Source organism: Caenimonas sp. SL110, from assembly GCF_001044395.1.
Classification (GTDB): Bacteria; Pseudomonadota; Gammaproteobacteria; order Burkholderiales; family Burkholderiaceae_C; genus Ramlibacter.
Genome location: NZ_JANU01000045.1, coordinates 23,355 through 40,198, shown reverse-complemented (window position 1 = coordinate 40,198; position 16,844 = coordinate 23,355). Strand labels below are relative to the sequence as shown.

Sequence of the window (16,844 nt, the reverse complement as noted above, 5' to 3'; positions counted from 1 at the left end):
TCGACGCGTCCTCTCGCATCATGGCATTGATCTTCAATTGAATTGCGCGAATACCTCATGGCCCTTGTCCGAAAACGCCTGTCAATTTGTGTTGCTTCCTTGGCCGCCGTTGCGGTGATTGGAATCGGGGCGTCATGGCGTCCCGACAAGACTGTCGAGGAACTCAGGGGCCGTTGGGCCGCGTCGCCCTCGCAGTTTGTCTCCGTCGGTGATTTGCAGGTTCACCTGCGTGACGAAGGACCCCGCAGCGATTCAGTGCCTATCGTGCTCTTGCACGGCACATCGGCCAGCCTTCACACCTGGGAAGGCTGGGCTGGCGCTCTTCGGGGACAGCGGCGGGTCATACGCATGGACCTTCCTGGGTTCGGGCTTACGGGGCCCAACGCAACCGATGACTACTCGGTCGACAGTTATGTGCGCATGGTCGTTGAGCTGCTTGACAGGCTAGGCGTGCGGCGCTTCGTGATTGCCGGCAACTCCCTTGGCGGGCAGGTGGCCTGGTCGCTGGCTTTTGCGCATCCCCAGCGTGTCGAGCGCATGATTTTGGTGGATGCCAGCGGGTACGACCCGACATCTGGAACCCAAGAGCAGGTGCTCCCGCTGGGTTTTCATCTTGCGCGAACCCCGGTCGTCAAGCGGGTCGCCGAGTACGCGCTGCCACGCTTTGTGGTGGAACGCAGTGTGCGCAGCGCTTACGGCGACCCCGACAAGGTGACCGCGCAGCTTGTCGATCTGTACGAGGATATGGCCCTCAGGGCGGGAAATCGGCGCGCCCTCGTCCGACGAATCGAGCAGGGCTATGTCGGAGATCCTCTCCACATCCAGAAGATCGCAGTTCCCACTCTCATCATCTGGGGCGGCAAAGACCGCATCGTCCCGCTGGAGTTCGGCAAACGCTTCGAGCGCAACATCAAAAACTCCAGACTGGTCGTTTTCGAAGACCTGGGCCACACGCCCCAGGAAGAAGATCCCGCCCGAACGGTTGCGGTTGTGAGGCGGTTTCTGGATCTTGGGGAGCGCGCTGCCTTGAACTAGAGCGCGCTTCGCAGGCCTCCAGGCAGGAAGAACAATTTCAACTGCGATACGTCGCTCTTGCGTGCGGCTGGGAGCTTTGAAAAGACCTTGTTCAGCTCATTGCGGACAAGCGTGGGGATCCTGGAATCTCCCACCCGTATGACAACTCCAAGAGGCGTGCCTATCGTCGAATAGACCCGTGCAAGCTTGCTCAGGTGGCGCTTTGCTGCTGCTTCGAACTCCTTCCTGGAAAATGCGGCATGGAGAGATTGAACATAGTCATCGATCAGAGCCTGCTCTTCGCCGTCAGCTGCACGGCTCGCAAAATAGTCGACAGACTCTGCGCTTTTGAGCCGGCCAAAGTCGCTCAGATAGATTGCGCCTCCTGGGCGCAGGATGCGATTGACCTCCAAAAAGGTTTGGTCCAGCGACTCAAGGTCTGGCAGATGATGAAGGGCCATTGACGAAACGACAGCGTTAAAGCTCCCATCGTGAAAGTCGCCGAGCTGCGTCATGTCTGCAAGACGAAGCTCCACATTGCTGATCTGCAGTCTCATCGCTCATGACCAGCTGACTCTCCGGCGTGCGTTTGAAAGGGGCGCGCGGAGCGGCTTCGCGCAAGACGGTTCTGAGCAGCTTGGAGTCGAAAAACCTGGTGGGTCCTTGAAGTTAGTTGCTGATGCTTTTTTCAACGCAAAGTTGCTCAAGCGGCAAGCGGTGCGCGCGAGCTTCAGGCGCAGGTCCGGTTCCAAGACGCCCCATCCATATCGCGTTGCCGCAGTCGTTCTGGATAAGGCGTTCGAACCGTTCGCGCAGGCTTGCGGCTTCTCGCAACCTGGACTGATTCTTTGAAAATTCCAGGCCCGCTTTGCTGAAGCCTGAAAACAAGACGGGAGCCATCGTGGGCTGATGCCAGAGATCGAGTTGCGTCATCGTCAACCACAGGCGCTGGACCACGCGCCCAGCTTCGACTTGTTCATCAACGCTGACCGCTGGACGATCGCGCAGAACGACCAGATGCGCAGCGCAGGCAAGGCCCGGCAACACGTCCATTTGCAGGCGTGGAATCCAGGTGCCAGCCAGGAAGCGATTGAAAAACTGGACGCGCTGCCAGCTCTGAAGAACGAATCGCATCAGCTTCAGCGTCGGCGTGTTGACTCCTAGCGCCCGATCGGGCATGCGGTCGGCGCTTTCGGTTGCGTTCCATTCAATGATGTTGCTATGCACGGGGTACGCCTCGGGCAGCGTCAGCCTCAGGTGAGCAAAGTGAAATGCCACCCGAGCAGCTTGCAGGCGCTGGGCGAAGCTCTCCAGCCAGACTATTCGATAGCCGGGGGCCAGCGTCGACTCGAGCGTTTGCTTTTGCAGCGCTGTCAGCGGTTTTGTGCTCATGGGATACCGCTGCACGGATCGCTTGCGAATCTGCTCTGACAGTGCGTCCGGCACGATGCTGCCCGGCTCGAAGCGAATATCGAAGCTGAGGGCGTGAGCCCCAGGCGATGGGCGACGACGAATATCAGCCACCCAGCCCCTGGTGCCTGCCGAGAGAGAAATAGTCTCCAGCAGTGTGCCGACTGCAAGTCGCGGCGCACGGTAGTCCAGGTTATAGACGCAAGGCGATGGCATATCGAAGCCATGCAGGATCACGCGCCTGCTATTGACGATTTCAAATCGCCACGGCTGTGTGTTGTCGCCGCTCGGAGCCCAGCGCGCAAGGTCAAGCACGTCGCGCAATGTTTTGTCGTCGTTGGGGCTCATTGTGCAGGCACCAGTGCTGGCGTTTTTGACTTGGGAGCCATGCGTCGCTTCACCACGGCAATCTTCAGGCGTTGCAGTGGATTGGCATTGCCCAAAGGCTGCCAGGTTCGCACCATCCGCGAGTTATACGCATCGAAGTGCAGTCCGAAAGGCGCACAGACAATGCGCCCTCGTCCCAGCAGAATCTTCAGCGCCTCGGTGGCGGCGATACCTGCGCACAGGTAGCATGCCATCGGCGTTGAGGGACCTGCACCGCTTTCCAAGTCAACACGGCTCGGGTCCACCAGGTAGTCCGGTCGCATCCCCGGAGTCAACCCCACCAGAAACCGCGCCGCTTTTTCGACCCGGCTGCGATCACCCCACTGGAAGTATTGTTCAAAGGTCATCTTCCCAGGCATAAAGGTCAGCCAGGCGGCGCCCATGCCTAGTGGCGCTGCCGTGACAGCTGGCACCTTCAGTCGGGCACATGCAGCAAAAGTTGCCGCGCGAATGTCGAACGCGAAGAAGTCGAGGCCGTCGATGTAGAGATCGGCACCCGAAAGAAACAGGTACAGGTTGTCCGGGCCAAGCCCGTCGTGCCAGATTTCTATCTTGACCTGCGGATTGATTTCGCGGGCCATGCGCGCCATCGTCTCGGTTTTGGATGCGCCGACATTGCCGATGGTTGCCCCCGCCTGGCGATTGAAGTTGGCCAGTTCAAAGTGATCGTTGTCTGCAATTCGAAAGTTGCCAATGCCCAACCGCACAAGTGCCAACAGATGATGTCCGCCGACTCCCCCCATGCCGCCGATGGCGACTGTCTTGTTTCGCAGCGCACGCTGCTCAGCGGGCGTTACCCATCCCAGGTTGCGTGCGAAGGCCTGGTCGTAATTGAATTCGGAAGTGTTCATGCTATTTTTTTGGTGGAGTCGCAGTTCACTCAACAAAGCCGCCGTCTGCAAGCTCGAGATAGAGCTGCGCGGTCATGGCGTGGACTTCCTGGGGTGAGAAGCGTGCGAAGTGTTTCCAGGTCGATGATTGCCTGGCGCGTTCAAAGTACGCGGCGCTGCGTTCCACGAACTCCGCGCAGTCGATCCACATTAATACTGACGCTGCACCCACCCGATCGCACCAGCGTTCGCCTGTGCTGCGCGCCCAGCCCATGCCGCGCCAGAAACGGACATGATGCGGGTTCACCTCAATGACCAGCGATGTGGGGGACTCGGAGAATTGTTTGCTCAGCATCAGCAGGATGTGGAGCTTTAGCGCCATGAGCTCGCTGGTCACCTGGGGCACCAGCGAAGGGTCGCTCGCCAGACGGCACAGTTCAATCAGTTCACGGCCCTCGGCGCGCAAAGCCGCGAGTTCGTCCTTGAAGCTTTGGTCTGCCAGCAATCCATCAGGCGTATCGAGACGGACGCTGAAGGTTCCCTCTGGCCTGTCGTTGATTGAAAACAGCAGCGTCAATAGCTTTTCCTGCGGCTCGGGCGCCTCTTCCAGAAAGCTGGTGTCGTAGCCGCGCTTTCCATAGGAGTTTGCGATGAGGGATGCGGCCAGGTCGCGACGCTGGTCGGTGTTGGCCACGCAGACCGTGTAGGAGGTTGACTCCGGCGGGGTCTGTTGCTGCGACGAAGTATCGCTGTGTGCCGAGAGTTCAGGATCTGATGACGAGGAGCGCACGCTGATGCTGCCGCTCCAGTTGCTGATTGCCGAATGCCATTTCATAGGAGTGCCCTTCCAACGAAAGCCATTCCACCCTTGATCGGCACCTGCGGCTCGTGAAGGCCCGCATATCTGCCATTTAGCGCCAGCCAATTCGCAGCGGCGTTAAATCAATGTAGAAGGGGCGACACATGAATCGGAACGCAGCGAAGGTCTTGCGAGGCCTTCGTATGGATTGCATCCTTGCTGCGGAGCCGGCCCGCAGGCGGAAGCAAGATCGTCATGCACTCACACAGCGACCAGGTGCAATGATTGCGTTGGGGTCCAACGCCTTCTTCAATAACCACCAGGTGGCACCTGATTGGTTGGCGGGACTTTCATGCAGTTGGGCCATGCAATCAATGCCAAGGCGATAGGGGGGAAAGCCTCTCTCTATTCCCACCGCCTGAAGCTCCTCATGGCAATCATGCGCACTCTGCCGGGTCCTGGAATTCGCAGCATCGAAGATGATCGGGATGGTTGCGGTAAACACCCCGCCAGGTCGAGTCGTCACCCCCTCCGGCGTGTTTTTCTCGCAGGAGCTGACTTGGCAATATGGCGCAGACACGCAGGCGACTGTTAAATGCAAATGCAGGAATGCCTGGCGTCTCTTCAAAGCATCGCGTGCACGGGTGCAATGCTTGCATGAAAGTGCTCAGGCTCTTCGAACTCCATGACGATCAGGCGGCGCGCTTCGGGTCGACGCCCAATTCGAGGTGGCGTCAAAGCGACTGCCGGTAAAACAGCACCGGAAACTCCAAGGCGCCCAGCAATCGACGTTGCAGGTTGCTCGCGGCTTCCAGCTGCATGTCGCCCAATCTTTGCACCGCGGGCAGAACATGCTCGTCCATCGACTCGCCGACCGCGACCATCGCGGGATGCTCAAGATGCCCGCCGAAACAACGCACACCCAGCGAGTTCAACCGTGACGTCAGTTGGAAGAGCAGTTGCAGTCTCTCGTTTTCGTCAGGTAACTGCTCGATCAGCACCACCAGGCCATGGGTCTGGTTTTCGACACGCTTTCGGTAAGGTCCCATGATGTCCGCGATTTCCTGCGCGTTCTTGCGTGAGCGCTGCGCGGGGTTGTCCGGACCCAGCAGCTTTGACAGGACGGTCATCGAAGCGATGCGGTTCTGGATGTAGATCGCCGAGCGAGATGAGACGCGCGGAACATCTGCCAGTCGTACGACGCCCGGCTCCGCCTGGGGCACCTCGGCGGGCTCTGGTTCAGGACGCGCGAAGTGCACGTCGATCTTGAAGCGGCTGAGGTCTGGCAGTGGAATATCGATCTGGACGCTGCTTCGCAACCAGTCGTCACCTTGCGACGGAAGTGCCTCTTCGATGCTGCGGGCGATGTCGTCCGCCAGATAGATTCTCAGATTCAGTTCATCAGGGTTTGCGTGTTCGTCATGAGCCCACTGCGACAACGACTCTCGAATGTCCGCCATGACAGGTTTCGCGCCGTCGCTCGCAGGCATCGGGCGATCCATGCTCAGGCGGGAGGCTGCCGCGACATCAGCGACGCCCGAGAACGATCCGGTTCGTGAGGTGGTCATGAAGCTTCCCATGGGTGATGCAGTTGAAGTGTGTGACGCCTGCTGTTGGTTCGTTCCATCGGGTGCGAGTTGGTGATGGGGTAGGTGGTCGTGTTGATGCTTTGGAACTAATCTCGACCGTCAAGGCAGGGAACATCCCTGCAAATGTCAAAATTGCCAAAATTTGCCAACTCTCATAAACTGGACTGATGACAACCATGAACATTTCCTTGCCTGATGCCATGAAGTCGTTCGTCGATGAACAGGTGAGCGAGCGCGGATATGGAACGAGCAGCGAATACGTGCGTGAACTGATTCGCAAGGATCAGGAGCGTCGGCAGCTGCGCGAGCTCATCCTGGCGGGCGGCGCAAGTGAGCCTGGACCTGCAGCAGACGCGAACTATTTCAAAAGTTTGCGCTCGCGCGTTGGGGCGAGTGGGAAGAGTGGCAAAAGTGGGCGCAGTCCCGTTGCGAGGCGCTCAACAACCGCACGTCCGCGCTGATCGTGGCCACCCCAAAGGCAGTTGTTCCCCGGCGCAGGGCCATTGTCGATGTGGAAGAAGCGGTTGATTTCTACCTGGCCGAAGCAGGCGAGCAGCCAGCGCTTGATTTCATCGACGACCTGGAGGCCGCATACGCCCACATCGCCCGCCATCCAGCGACGGGTTCACCCAGGTACGCACATGAGCTGGATGTCGCCGGGCTGCGGTGCTGGCGACTCAGGCGGTTTCCTCATCTGGTTTTCTATTTCGAGGCTTCGGGGCACATAGATGTCTGGCGCGTGCTTCATGGATCACGCCAGATGGCTGATTGGCTGCACACGCTAGACGGCTAAACGCAGCTGCCTCTCACCCCCATGCTCTCTGGCCGGCGGCGAGGGAGCAATGCAGGCCCCACACCTATAATCAAAAGCCCAGCTGAATCAAGCAGTTGCGCGTGTTTTTGCGATCGCTTTTGCGTGCCGCGATTCGCGCCAGTTCACCGCCCGTTTTCATCCGCTTTTCCATCCAAAAATGAGCACTCCCACTATCTCCGTCGCCGACATCCGCAAGACCTTCCTGGACTTCTTTGCATCGAAGGCGCACACGGTGGTGGCCTCCAGCCCGCTGGTGCCGGGCAACGACCCCACGCTCATGTTCACCAACTCGGGCATGGTCCAGTTCAAGGACGTGTTCCTGGGCACCGACAAGCGGCCCTATGTCCGCGCGGCTTCCGTGCAAGCGTGCCTTCGCGCCGGTGGCAAGCACAACGACCTGGAAAACGTCGGCTACACCGCACGTCACCACACCTTCTTCGAGATGCTGGGCAACTGGAGCTTTGGCGACTACTTCAAGCGCGACTCGCTCAAGTGGGGATGGGAGCTGCTCACACAGGTTTACAAGCTGCCCGCCGACAAGCTCTGGGCCACCGTCTACATCGATGACGACGAGGCCTACGACATCTGGACCAAGGAAATCGGCGTGCCGCCCGAGCGCGTGGTTCGCATCGGCGACAACAAGGGCGGCAAGTACCAGTCGGACAATTTCTGGATGATGGCCGACACCGGGCCGTGCGGTCCGTGCTCTGAAATCTTCTACGACCACGGCCCGCACATCGCAGGCGGCCCGCCCGGCTCGCCCGAGCAGGACGGCGACCGCTACATCGAGATCTGGAACCACGTGTTCATGCAGTTCGACATGCAGCCCGACGGCAGCGTCAAGAACCTGCCTGCGCCTTGCGTCGATACCGGCATGGGCCTGGAGCGTCTGGCCGCCATCTTGCAGCATGTGCACAGCAACTACGAGATCGATATCTTTGATGCACTCATCAAGGCGGCTTCGCGCGAAACGGGTGAGAAGGACCTGGGCAACAAGTCGCTCAACGTGATCGCCGACCATATCCGCGCGACGTCGTTCCTGGTGGCCGATGGTGTGACGCCTTCGAACGAAGGTCGCGGCTATGTGCAGCGGCGCATCATCCGCCGCGCGATCCGTCACGGCTACAAGCTCGGCAAGAAGACGCCGTTCTTCCACAAGCTGGTGCCCGATCTCGTCAGGCTGATGGGCGATGCATACCCCAACCTGAAGGCCAACGAGAAGAAGATCATCGCCACGTTGAAGGCCGAAGAAGAGCGCTTCTTCGAGACGCTCGAAAACGGCATGCAGATTCTGGATACGGCACTGGCCGGCGGCCAGAAGGTGTTGCCGGGCGACGTGGCCTTCAAGCTGCATGACACGTTCGGTTTTCCGCTCGATTTGTCTGCGGACGTGTGCCGCGAGCGTGACGTGACGGTCGATGAAGACGGCTTCAACGCCGCGATGGAAAAGCAGAAAGCTGCCGGTCGCGCAGCGGGCAAATTCAAGATGGACCGCGCGCTCGACTACACGGGCGCTGGCAACGCGTTCACTGGCTATGACAAGCTCGAAGAGCCTGCAAGGGTTGTTGCGCTCTATCGCGACGGCGCCCCGGTGCAGCAGCTGAACGAAGGCGAGCAGGGCGTGGTCGTTCTCGACACCACGCCGTTCTACGCCGAAAGCGGCGGTCAGGTGGGCGATAGCGGTGTGCTGGCAGTAGAGGGTGTGCAGTTCGGGGTTGAAGACACGCAGAAGATCAAGTCCGATGTGTTCGGCCATCACGGCACGCAGACGCACGGCGCGCTCAAGGTAGGCGATGCGGTCGTGGCAAAGGTCGATCTGGCCACGCGTAACGCGACCATGCGCAACCACAGCGTCACGCACCTGATGCACAAGGCGCTGCGCGAAGTGCTCGGCGATCACGTGCAGCAGAAAGGCTCGCTGGTCGATGCCGACAAGACGCGGTTTGACTTCACCCACAACCAGGCCGTGTCGGACGACCAGGTGCGCGAGATTGAAAAGCGCGTGAATGAAGAGATCCTGGCGAACCGCCAGACGCAGGCTCGCGTCATGGAGATCGAGGCTGCGAAGGCGACAGGCGCGGTGATGCTGTTTGGCGAGAAGTACGGCGACTCGGTGCGCGTGCTCGACATCGGCACGTCGCGCGAGTTGTGCGGCGGCACGCACGTGCAGCGCACGGGCGACATCGGCCTGTTCAAGATCGTGATGGAAGGCGGCGTGGCTGCCGGCATCCGGCGCATCGAGGCCGTGACCGGCGCGAATGCGTTGCGCTACCTGCAGGAGCTGGAGTCCACCGTCAACACGATGGCCGGCACGCTGAAGTCGGCGCCGACCGAGTTGCAGGGCCGCGTTTCGCAAGTGCTGGAGCATGTGCGCGCGCTCGAGAAGGAAGTCGCCCAGCTCAAGGGCAAGCTTGCTTCATCCCAGGGTGATGAGCTGGTGTCGCAGGCGGTTGATGTGAAAGGCATTCGCGTGCTGGCGGCTCGGCTGGATGGCGCCGATGCCAAGACCTTGCGCGACACCATGGACAAGCTCAAAGACAAGCTCAAAACCGCCGCCATCGTGCTGGCGACTGTCGACGGCGGCAAGGTACAGATAGCAGCCGGCGTCACGGCCGACAGCATGGGCAAGGTGAAAGCCGGCGACCTGGTGAACTTCGTGGCGCAGCAGGTCGGCGGCAAGGGCGGCGGCAAGCCGGACATGGCGATGGCCGGGGGCACGGACCCGAGCAAGCTTGCGGCAGCGTTGCAGTCGGTGCAGGCGTGGGTGGCTGAGCGGGCCTGAAGACATGGATTGCGGATCAAGTCCGCAATGACAACCTGTCTTTGGATGTCATGCCGGACTCGATCCGGCATCCACCGCGCAGCGGCTACGGCCTATCAATGCGCGTCGAGCAACTCCACATCGAACTTCAGCGTCGCGTTCGGCGGAATCACACCGCCGGCTCCGCGCGGGCCGTAGCCCAGCTGCGGCGGAATGATCAGCGTGCGCTTGCCGCCGATCTTCATGCCGGCGACGCCTTCGTCCCAGCCCTTGATGACCATGCCGGCACCCAGCGAGAACGCAAACGGGTCGTTGCGATCCACACTTGAATCGAACTTCTTGCCCTGCTGGCCGTCGTTGTAGAGCCAGCCGGTGTAGTGCACATGCACGTGCTGGCCCTTGCTCGCTTCGGCTCCGTCGCCGACCTTGGTGTCTTCGTATTGCAGGCCGGATGGATTGGTGATCATGGTCGTTCCTTTTGATGTAAGTTTCAGCGGCTGCGCCGTGCAAGATCGCGCATGAGCGCGGTGATTCCGTAGGTCCACGGCGCGATGCGGTCGCTGGTGTTGACGCGGTTTGCCAGTGTACCCAGACGAGGGGTCGAAACGGTGACTACATCGCCTGCCACGTGCGTGAATCCCTGGCCCGGACCATGCCTGTCCTGCGTGGGCGCGAACATGGTTCCAAGGAAGAGCACGAACCCATCGGGGTACTGGTGATTCGCACCGATCGCCTGCGACACGAGGTCGAGGGGATCGCGGCTGATCATCGAAATGGCGCTCGCGCCTTCCATCACAAAACCCTCCGGTCCCGCGACCTTCATAGCGAGGTCGCACTGCCGCACGTCGTCCATCGTGAAACCGTCATCGAAGATCCGGATGAAAGGGCCGATGGCGCAGCTTGCGTTGTTGTCCTTGGCCTTGCCCAGCAGCAGCGCGCTGCGGCCTTCGAAGTCGCGCAGGTTCACGTCGTTGCCCAGGGTCACGCCGGGAACTTCACCGCGGCTGTTCACGGCCAGCACGATCTCGGGCTCCGGGTTGTTCCATGAGCTGGCCGGATGGATGCCGATTTCGGACCCGGTGCCCACAGCGCTCATGGGCTGCGACTTGGTGAAGATCTCCGCGTCGGGGCCGATACCCACTTCGAGGTACTGCGACCACATGCCCTGGGCGATCAGCACATCCTTGAGCTTGGCTGCCTCGGGTGAACCGGGCACGACTGCCCCGAGGTTGTCTCCGATCACCGCGACCACTGCGGCTCGCACGGCCTCGGCCCGCGATGCATCGCCGCGCGCCTGTTCTTCGATCACGCGTTCGAGCATGGATGAAACAAAGGTCACGCCTGCCGCCTTGATCGCCTGCAGGTCGCAGGGCGCGAGGAACCACGGCATCGACTCACGACGCGCATCGAACGCGGAGTTGGCCAGCACATCAGCAGTCGATGCCAGCCGCTCACCGCGATGCGAGCGCAGCAACGCTGCCAGGTCTTGCAGCTCAAGCAGTTCGCTGCTGGTCGCTGCCAGCCCCGAGATGTCGAACACGGATTCGGCAGTGACCCGCACCAGCGTCGCTCCCCGGCCCGCGACATGCACGCGCCCCACGAGCAGTGCGTCAGCGGCATCCACCGGCAAGGCCGATGCGGTATCAAGAATGTTTTTCATGGCGGCGGTGTTGAAGATTTTTTCTTGGCCTGCGCCGCAACCCATTTGGCAGCGAAGGCGGGCAGTTCACCCAGGCGCTTGAGCAGGTCGGCGCCCATGGCGGTGATGATGTAGCCATCGGTGCCATGCGTGACCAGGCCTGCTTCGCGCATTTCCTTGATCCGGGTGTTGAGGGTGTTGGGCGTGATGCCGCCTACGCTGTCTTGCAGCAGTCGAAACGTTTGCGCATGGCCGTCTCGCAGGGCCCACAGCACACGAATCGCATAACGCGACTCCAGCAGCCCCAGCAATTGGCTGATGGCGGCAGTTTCCTTCGAACTCATACGCTGGGGCACTCCTCGTCCCGCTCTGATAGTGTTCTTGGTGCGGGGAAGGGGAGTGTACGCAACTCCTGCTATGCAAACAATAGCAGAGGTTTCCCCTATTGATAGATTTTCTTGAGCAGGCGAATGAGCGTGCGCGATTCGGTGGGTGTGAGGCGCCCGGCGACCTCGGCTTCGAGTTCGGCAGCGGTGCGTTCTGCATCACGCATGAGCTTTTGCCCCGGCGTCGTGAGGTGCAGACCCATGGCGCGGCCGTCACGCGGATGAGGCTGGCGCATGATCAGTTCGCGCTTTTCAAGGGCGTTCACCATGCCTACCAGGTTGGGCGGCAAGATGCCCAGTGTGGAGCACAACTGCCGCGACGTGATGCCCGGATTGTGGGTGATGAGCGACAGCACCGAAAAATCGACCGGACGCAGGTTATAGACCTGCATCCGGTCCAGGAACACCTCGATCACCGACAGCGCCGCACGCCGCGCGTTGTAGCCGATCAGATCTTCAAGGTAGCTTGAATCGACCTGTTCAACGGCGGGCACGCACTTGCCGGTCATCGCGAACCTGTTTCGGTTGGCGCTGCGATCAGGATTCAGCGGTGAAGCCGATCTTCTTGACCAGCGGTGCCCAGCGCGTGAACTCGTCGCGCTGGCTCTTGTCCATTTCGGCAGCGGTCGAGCCTTGGGCAACCAGGCCCATCACGGCCAGCGAGTCGATGACGGCCTTGTCCTTGAGCGCTGCATTGATCGCTGCGTTGGCGTTGGCCACCACGTTGGCCGGCGTGCGGGCAGGCGCATAGAAGCCGAACCATTCTTCGGTCGTCAGCTCGGAGAAGCCCTGTTCGGCGAACGTGGCGACTTCTGGCGTGAACTGCGTGCGCTTGGCACCGGACGTTGCCAGGATGCGAACCTTGCCCGCCCTGTGATTGGCCAGTGCATCACCGGTAGGCGTGCAGGTCGATGCCAGCGTGCCGCCGATCATGTCGGCAACCGCAGGCAGCGAGCCGCGATAGGGCACGTGCTTGAGGTCCACGCCATTGTTCAGGCCCAGCAGCGCGCCGATGAAGTGCGGCGTGGAGCCTGCTGCGGGCGAGCCGTAGCTCGCGTCCTTCGGGTTGGCCTTGGCCCACGCCAGGTAGTCCTTCACCGTCTTGACACTGGCAGGAACCATGGGTCCCACGGTCAGCGCGTGCGTCATCACGGCGCCCATCGAAACCGGCACGAAATCCTTGAACGGGTCGTAGCTCAGCGTCTTGTAGATCGACGGGTAGATCGACATGCACGAGTAAGGCGTGAGCAGCAGGGTGGAGCCGTCGGCAGGCGCTGCCTTGACGACTTCGCATGCGATGCGTCCGCCTGCGCCCGGCTTGTTTTCCACGACACCGGCGTTCTTCGAGTACGCCGTGCCGCCGAGCTTTTCGGCAACGCGACGGCTGGTGCTGTCGGCCGTGCCGCCTGCAGGAAAGCCGTTGATGATCTTCACGGCTTCCAGCGCTTGCGCGAAGGCGGCCATGGGGAACGCGCTGATGGCGGCGAGCGAAGCTGCGGATTGAACGAACTGGCGGCGGGTCGTGGTCACTGAAGGTCTCCTTGTGTATGGCGTTGTGTCATGCGTGGGGCGTAGTGCGCGGGGCAGATTTTCTATCAGGATTCAGGCGTGAAGCCGATCTGCTTGATCAGGCGGCGCCATTCTTCGGCGTCGGCACGCAGCAGTTCGCCAAGCACTTGCGGCGAAGACGACTCCACCTCCATGCCAACCTGGGCCATGCTGGAGATGAGGTCGGGTTGCGCGAGCGCGGGTTGCAGGTAAGCAGCCGCGCGGCGCACGACTTCGGGCTTTGCCTTGCCCGGCAGGAACACGCCATACCACTCGCGAACCGTGATCGGAAAGCCCTGCTGGCGATAGGTGGCAACCTCGGGCACGAAGCGGCTGCGGTTCTGGCCGGAAATCGCGAGCAGGCGCAGCTTGCCGGTCTTGAGGTAGGGCAGGTAGTCACCCACAGGCGACGACATCGCCGAGATCTGGCCGCCCAGCAAGTCCTGGATACCGGGTGCGGAGCCGCGATACGGAATGTGCTTGAGGTCTTGCCCCGTGAGCTTGTTCAGCAGCGCGACGATCAGGTGAGGCATGGAGCCCGCGCCCGGCGAGCCGTAGTTGGCCTTGGTCGGATTGTCCTTGGACCAGGCCAGGAAGTCCTTGATCGTCTTGACGCTCTCGGGCACTGCGGGACCCACACCGAATGCATGGTTGAAGTAGCAGGCGAGCGACACCGGCTGCACATCTTCCAGCGGCTTGTAGGGCAGCGATTTGTAAACGTAGGGGTAGATCGAGAGCATCGACGACGGCGTGAGCACCATCGTGCTGCCATCGGCAGGGCTGTCCTTGAGCAGGGTGATGGCGATCTGCCCGCCTGCGCCGGGCTTGTTCTCCACGACCACGTTATTGGCGTAGTTGCCGCGCAGCTTCTCTGCGATGCGGCGCGAAATTGCGTCGCTCGTGCCGCCCGGCGGAAAACCGCAAAGAATCTTGGCCAGATCCAGGCTTTGCGCGTGCGCGGGCAGGGAAAGTCCGGTGGCACCCAGGGCGGCCAAAGCCGCCGAGGATTTCACGAAATCGCGACGTGATGTCATGGTTGTCTCCGTTTATCGAAAGTTGTGATCGGTGTGCCCTAGCGCGGCGCCATGCGCAGCGCTCCATCAAGGCGGATCACTTCGCCGTTGAGGTGGTTGTTGGTGACGATGTGGCAGGCGAGCTGGGCGAACTCTTCGGGCTTGCCCAGACGCGGCGGGAAGGGAATCGACGCCGCAAGCGATTGCTGCACGGCTTCGGGCAACTGCTTCATCAGCGGCGTGGCAAACAGGCCCGGTGCGACGGTGCAAACGCGAATCGCGTGTTGCGCGAGGTCGCGTGCCATCGGCAGCGTCATGCCGACCAGCCCGCCCTTCGAGGCGCTGTAGGCCTGCTGGCCGACCTGTCCGTCGAAGGCGGCAACCGATGCGGTGAACATCATCACGCCGCGCTCGCCGTCTTCCAGTGGCGCCAGCTTGGCGCACTCGGCAGCGAAGAGCCGACTCATGTTGTAGCTGCCGATCAGGTTGACGTTGACCACGCGCGCAAAGTCTTCCAGCGCTGCGGGCGAGCCGTCCTTCTGCACGATGCGCTTGGCCGAGCCGATGCCTGCAATGTTCATCAGGATGCGGGCTGGGCCGTGCGCAGCGGATGCTTTCGCCAGCGCAGCAATCGCGCTTTCGGCGTTGGTGATGTCGCACTGACAGGCGACGCCGCCAATCTCGTCAGCGACCTTTTGCGCCAGCTCAAGATTCACGTCAAGCACGGCGACCTTCGCGCCAAGACGTGCGAGTTCACGCGCCGTCGCTTCGCCAAGACCCGATGCGCCACCGGTGACGAGGGCTGCCTGTCCCTGGATGTTCATGACTTTGATCCTTGCGGTTTCAATGTGAAGGGCAAGCTGCCGTCGTGCAGCGCATTGACCAATGCATCGCGATGCTTGAGCACGGCGCGCTGGTTGATCGAGCCCTTGTCGGTGACTTCGCCCCTGTCGATGGAAGGCGGCTCGTGCATCAGGTGCAGGCGCGCGACGCGGCTTGCGCTGCCGGTTGCAGTCGCTGCAAGCTCGTCGGCCACTTTCTGGAAGTGCGCCTGAACGGGCGCGCTTTCCAGCACGTCCTTCATCGATGCGGTGTGGGCCAGGCCTGCAAGCTTGCGCACCGCAGGCGTCGGAAAAATCAGCGCACCGACTTCGTTGAGGTTCAGGCCGGTGATGACCGCGTCCTGCACATAGGGCGCGCCTGCCGCGATGATCCTGGCGCGAAGCGGGCCCACGGACACAAAGGTGCCGGTCGCGAGCTTGAAGTCTTCTGCGATGCGCCCATCGAACTTCAGGCCCTGGTGCACATCGCTTTCATCGATCCACAGCACGGCGTCGCCGGTGCAAAAGAAGCCTTCCTCGTCGAAGCTCTCCTGGGTCGCTTCAACATTGCGCCAGTAACCCGGCGTGATGTTCGGACCCTTGTAGCGAACCTCGGTCTTGCCGTCAGTCGGCACCAGCTTGAGTTCGAGGCCCGGCGTCGGAACACCGAGGTAGCCCGACTTCACGCTCGGGTTGGTGATGAAGATGCCGAAGGGCGACGACTCGGTCATGCCAAGACCCGTGCCCATCACGATGCGTTCGCCGATCTCGCGCTCCTGGCTCTCGTGCAGCGCGTCCCACACCGGCTGCGCGAGCGCAGCGCCTGCATAGAAAAACATCTGCACGCGCGACAGCAGGTTGCGGCGCAGCTGGTCATCGGTCTTCATCGCATTGGCGATGGCTTCAAAGCCGGTGGGCACATTGAAGTAAACGGTGGGCGCAATCTCGCGCAGGTTGTGCAGCGTCTCGGCCACCAGCGCAGGCGTGGGCTTGCCGTCGTCGATGTGCAGCGTGCCGCCGTTGTAGAGCGTGAGGCCGAAGTTATGGTTGCCGCCGAAGGTGTGGTTCCAGGGCAACCAGTCGATCAGCACTGGCGCGTCTTGTGCCAGCACCGGCATCGACTGGCGCATCTGCTGCTGGTTGGCGCACCACATGCCGTGGGTGTTGACCACAGCCTTGGGCAGCTTGGTCGAGCCGGATGTGAACAGGAACTTGACGATGGTGTCGGGGCCGGTCGCCTGCATGGCGGCATCGACGGCAGGCGTCGGCTCGCTCTCGGGCGGCTGGCCGTAGATCACTTCGGTGCCTTCGCCGACGGTTGCACGCACAGCCTTGCCGTAACGGGCTTCATCGGTTGCGAATACGAGTCCGGGTGTGAGCGTGGCAAGGACGTGGCGCAGCTTGTCGTAGTCCTGGCTGACCAGTGAATACGCAGGCGACACGGGGCAATAGGGCACACCGGCGTAGATGCAGCCCAGCGCCAGCATCGCGTGCTCCAGGCTGTTCTCGCTCAGGATCGCGACCGGGCGATGAGCGTCGAGGCCGCGATCGATCAGGGCCTGTCCGATACGTCGTGCCTTGTCGAGCGCTTGCGCATAGGTGATGTGTTGCCATGCACCGGGCGTGCCATCGGCGTTGCGAGTGCGACGTGCAATGAAGGTGCGGTCGGGCGCGGTCTGCGCCCAGTGAACCAGCCGATCGGTGATGCGTGGCGCACAGTCTTGCAGGTCCTGGTCGGCACGCAGATAACGGATGCCGCCAACACCCTCGCGCACCGTCACGCGGGTGACGCCGAACTCCAGGGGCCGATAGCGGGGCGACACAGTGCTCACG

Annotated in this window: 17 protein-coding genes; 4 read left to right on the top strand and 13 right to left on the bottom strand. The window is 61.6% G+C overall.

Features of this window, described 5'->3' with window-relative positions:
* The first annotated feature begins 57 nt into the window (after positions 1–57).
* A complete protein-coding gene (locus AQ12_RS19085; protein ID WP_048441553.1) occupies positions 58–1,035 on the top strand; it encodes an alpha/beta fold hydrolase in 978 nt (325 codons plus the stop codon).
* Here AQ12_RS19085 and AQ12_RS19080 read toward each other — a convergent pair.
* The 5 genes from AQ12_RS19080 to AQ12_RS19060 form a co-directional block, all read right to left on the bottom strand.
* The gene (locus tag AQ12_RS19080; protein WP_053076807.1) at positions 1,032–1,571 is read right to left on the bottom strand and encodes a class I SAM-dependent methyltransferase; all 540 of its coding nucleotides are present in this window, start codon (positions 1,569–1,571) and stop codon (positions 1,032–1,034) included. The genes AQ12_RS19085 and AQ12_RS19080 overlap by 4 nt on opposite strands.
* 112 nt (positions 1,572–1,683) lie before the next feature.
* A complete protein-coding gene (locus tag AQ12_RS19075) occupies positions 1,684–2,772 on the bottom strand; it encodes a nitroreductase family protein (protein ID WP_048441552.1) in 1,089 nt (362 codons plus the stop codon).
* Entirely contained in the window at positions 2,769–3,695 is a 927-nt protein-coding gene (locus tag AQ12_RS19070; RefSeq protein ID WP_369799036.1) for a ThiF family adenylyltransferase, read from the bottom strand. The genes AQ12_RS19075 and AQ12_RS19070 overlap by 4 nt, the downstream gene beginning before the upstream one ends.
* A complete protein-coding gene (locus tag AQ12_RS19065; RefSeq protein ID WP_048441550.1) occupies positions 3,688–4,476 on the bottom strand; it encodes a hypothetical protein in 789 nt (262 codons plus the stop codon). The genes AQ12_RS19070 and AQ12_RS19065 overlap by 8 nt, the downstream gene beginning before the upstream one ends.
* A gap of 698 nt (positions 4,477–5,174) precedes the next feature.
* On the bottom strand, positions 5,175–5,930 hold the full coding sequence (locus tag AQ12_RS19060; RefSeq protein WP_152682863.1) for a hypothetical protein: 756 nt from the start codon (positions 5,928–5,930) through the stop codon (positions 5,175–5,177).
* A gap of 266 nt (positions 5,931–6,196) precedes the next feature.
* Here AQ12_RS19060 and AQ12_RS19055 point away from each other — a divergent pair, with 266 nt between their 5' ends.
* The 3 genes from AQ12_RS19055 (at position 6,197) to alaS (ending at position 9,625) form a co-directional block, all read left to right on the top strand.
* The gene (locus AQ12_RS19055) at positions 6,197–6,490 is read left to right on the top strand and encodes a type II toxin-antitoxin system ParD family antitoxin (protein ID WP_048441548.1); all 294 of its coding nucleotides are present in this window, start codon (positions 6,197–6,199) and stop codon (positions 6,488–6,490) included.
* 2 nt (positions 6,491–6,492) lie between these two features.
* Positions 6,493–6,822 carry a type II toxin-antitoxin system RelE/ParE family toxin gene (locus AQ12_RS19050; RefSeq protein ID WP_048441547.1) on the top strand — a complete coding sequence of 110 codons (330 nt, stop codon included), beginning with the start codon at positions 6,493–6,495 and terminating at the stop codon, positions 6,820–6,822.
* A gap of 178 nt (positions 6,823–7,000) precedes the next feature.
* Positions 7,001–9,625: an alanine--tRNA ligase gene (gene alaS, locus AQ12_RS19045; protein ID WP_048441546.1), complete on the top strand. Its 2,625-nt coding sequence runs from the start codon at positions 7,001–7,003 to the stop codon at positions 9,623–9,625.
* A 95-nt stretch (positions 9,626–9,720) separates the two neighbouring features.
* Here the strand turns inward: alaS and AQ12_RS19040 are convergent, their stop codons facing one another.
* From AQ12_RS19040 to AQ12_RS19005, 8 genes are all read right to left on the bottom strand, one after another.
* A complete protein-coding gene (locus AQ12_RS19040; RefSeq protein ID WP_048441545.1) occupies positions 9,721–10,071 on the bottom strand; it encodes an FKBP-type peptidyl-prolyl cis-trans isomerase in 351 nt (116 codons plus the stop codon).
* 23 nt (positions 10,072–10,094) lie between these two features.
* Positions 10,095–11,264 carry a fumarylacetoacetate hydrolase family protein gene (locus AQ12_RS19035; protein ID WP_048441544.1) on the bottom strand — a complete coding sequence of 390 codons (1,170 nt, stop codon included), beginning with the start codon at positions 11,262–11,264 and terminating at the stop codon, positions 10,095–10,097.
* Entirely contained in the window at positions 11,261–11,587 is a 327-nt protein-coding gene (locus AQ12_RS19030) for a helix-turn-helix domain-containing protein (protein WP_048441543.1), read from the bottom strand. The genes AQ12_RS19035 and AQ12_RS19030 overlap by 4 nt, the downstream gene beginning before the upstream one ends.
* Positions 11,588–11,685: 98 nt before the next feature.
* A complete protein-coding gene (locus tag AQ12_RS19025) occupies positions 11,686–12,138 on the bottom strand; it encodes a MarR family winged helix-turn-helix transcriptional regulator (protein WP_048441542.1) in 453 nt (150 codons plus the stop codon).
* 28 nt (positions 12,139–12,166) lie between these two features.
* On the bottom strand, positions 12,167–13,159 hold the full coding sequence (locus AQ12_RS19020; RefSeq protein WP_048441541.1) for a Bug family tripartite tricarboxylate transporter substrate binding protein: 993 nt from the start codon (positions 13,157–13,159) through the stop codon (positions 12,167–12,169).
* Between the two features lie 65 nt (positions 13,160–13,224).
* Positions 13,225–14,211: a Bug family tripartite tricarboxylate transporter substrate binding protein gene (locus AQ12_RS19015; protein WP_048441540.1), complete on the bottom strand. Its 987-nt coding sequence runs from the start codon at positions 14,209–14,211 to the stop codon at positions 13,225–13,227.
* A gap of 38 nt (positions 14,212–14,249) precedes the next feature.
* Entirely contained in the window at positions 14,250–15,014 is a 765-nt protein-coding gene (locus AQ12_RS19010; protein WP_048441539.1) for an SDR family NAD(P)-dependent oxidoreductase, read from the bottom strand.
* Positions 15,011–16,843, bottom strand: coding sequence for a feruloyl-CoA synthase (locus tag AQ12_RS19005; RefSeq protein ID WP_048441538.1), 1,833 nt, complete (start codon positions 16,841–16,843; stop codon positions 15,011–15,013). Before AQ12_RS19005 ends, AQ12_RS19010 begins: the two co-directional genes overlap by 4 nt.
* Position 16,844: the final 1 nt, after the last annotated feature.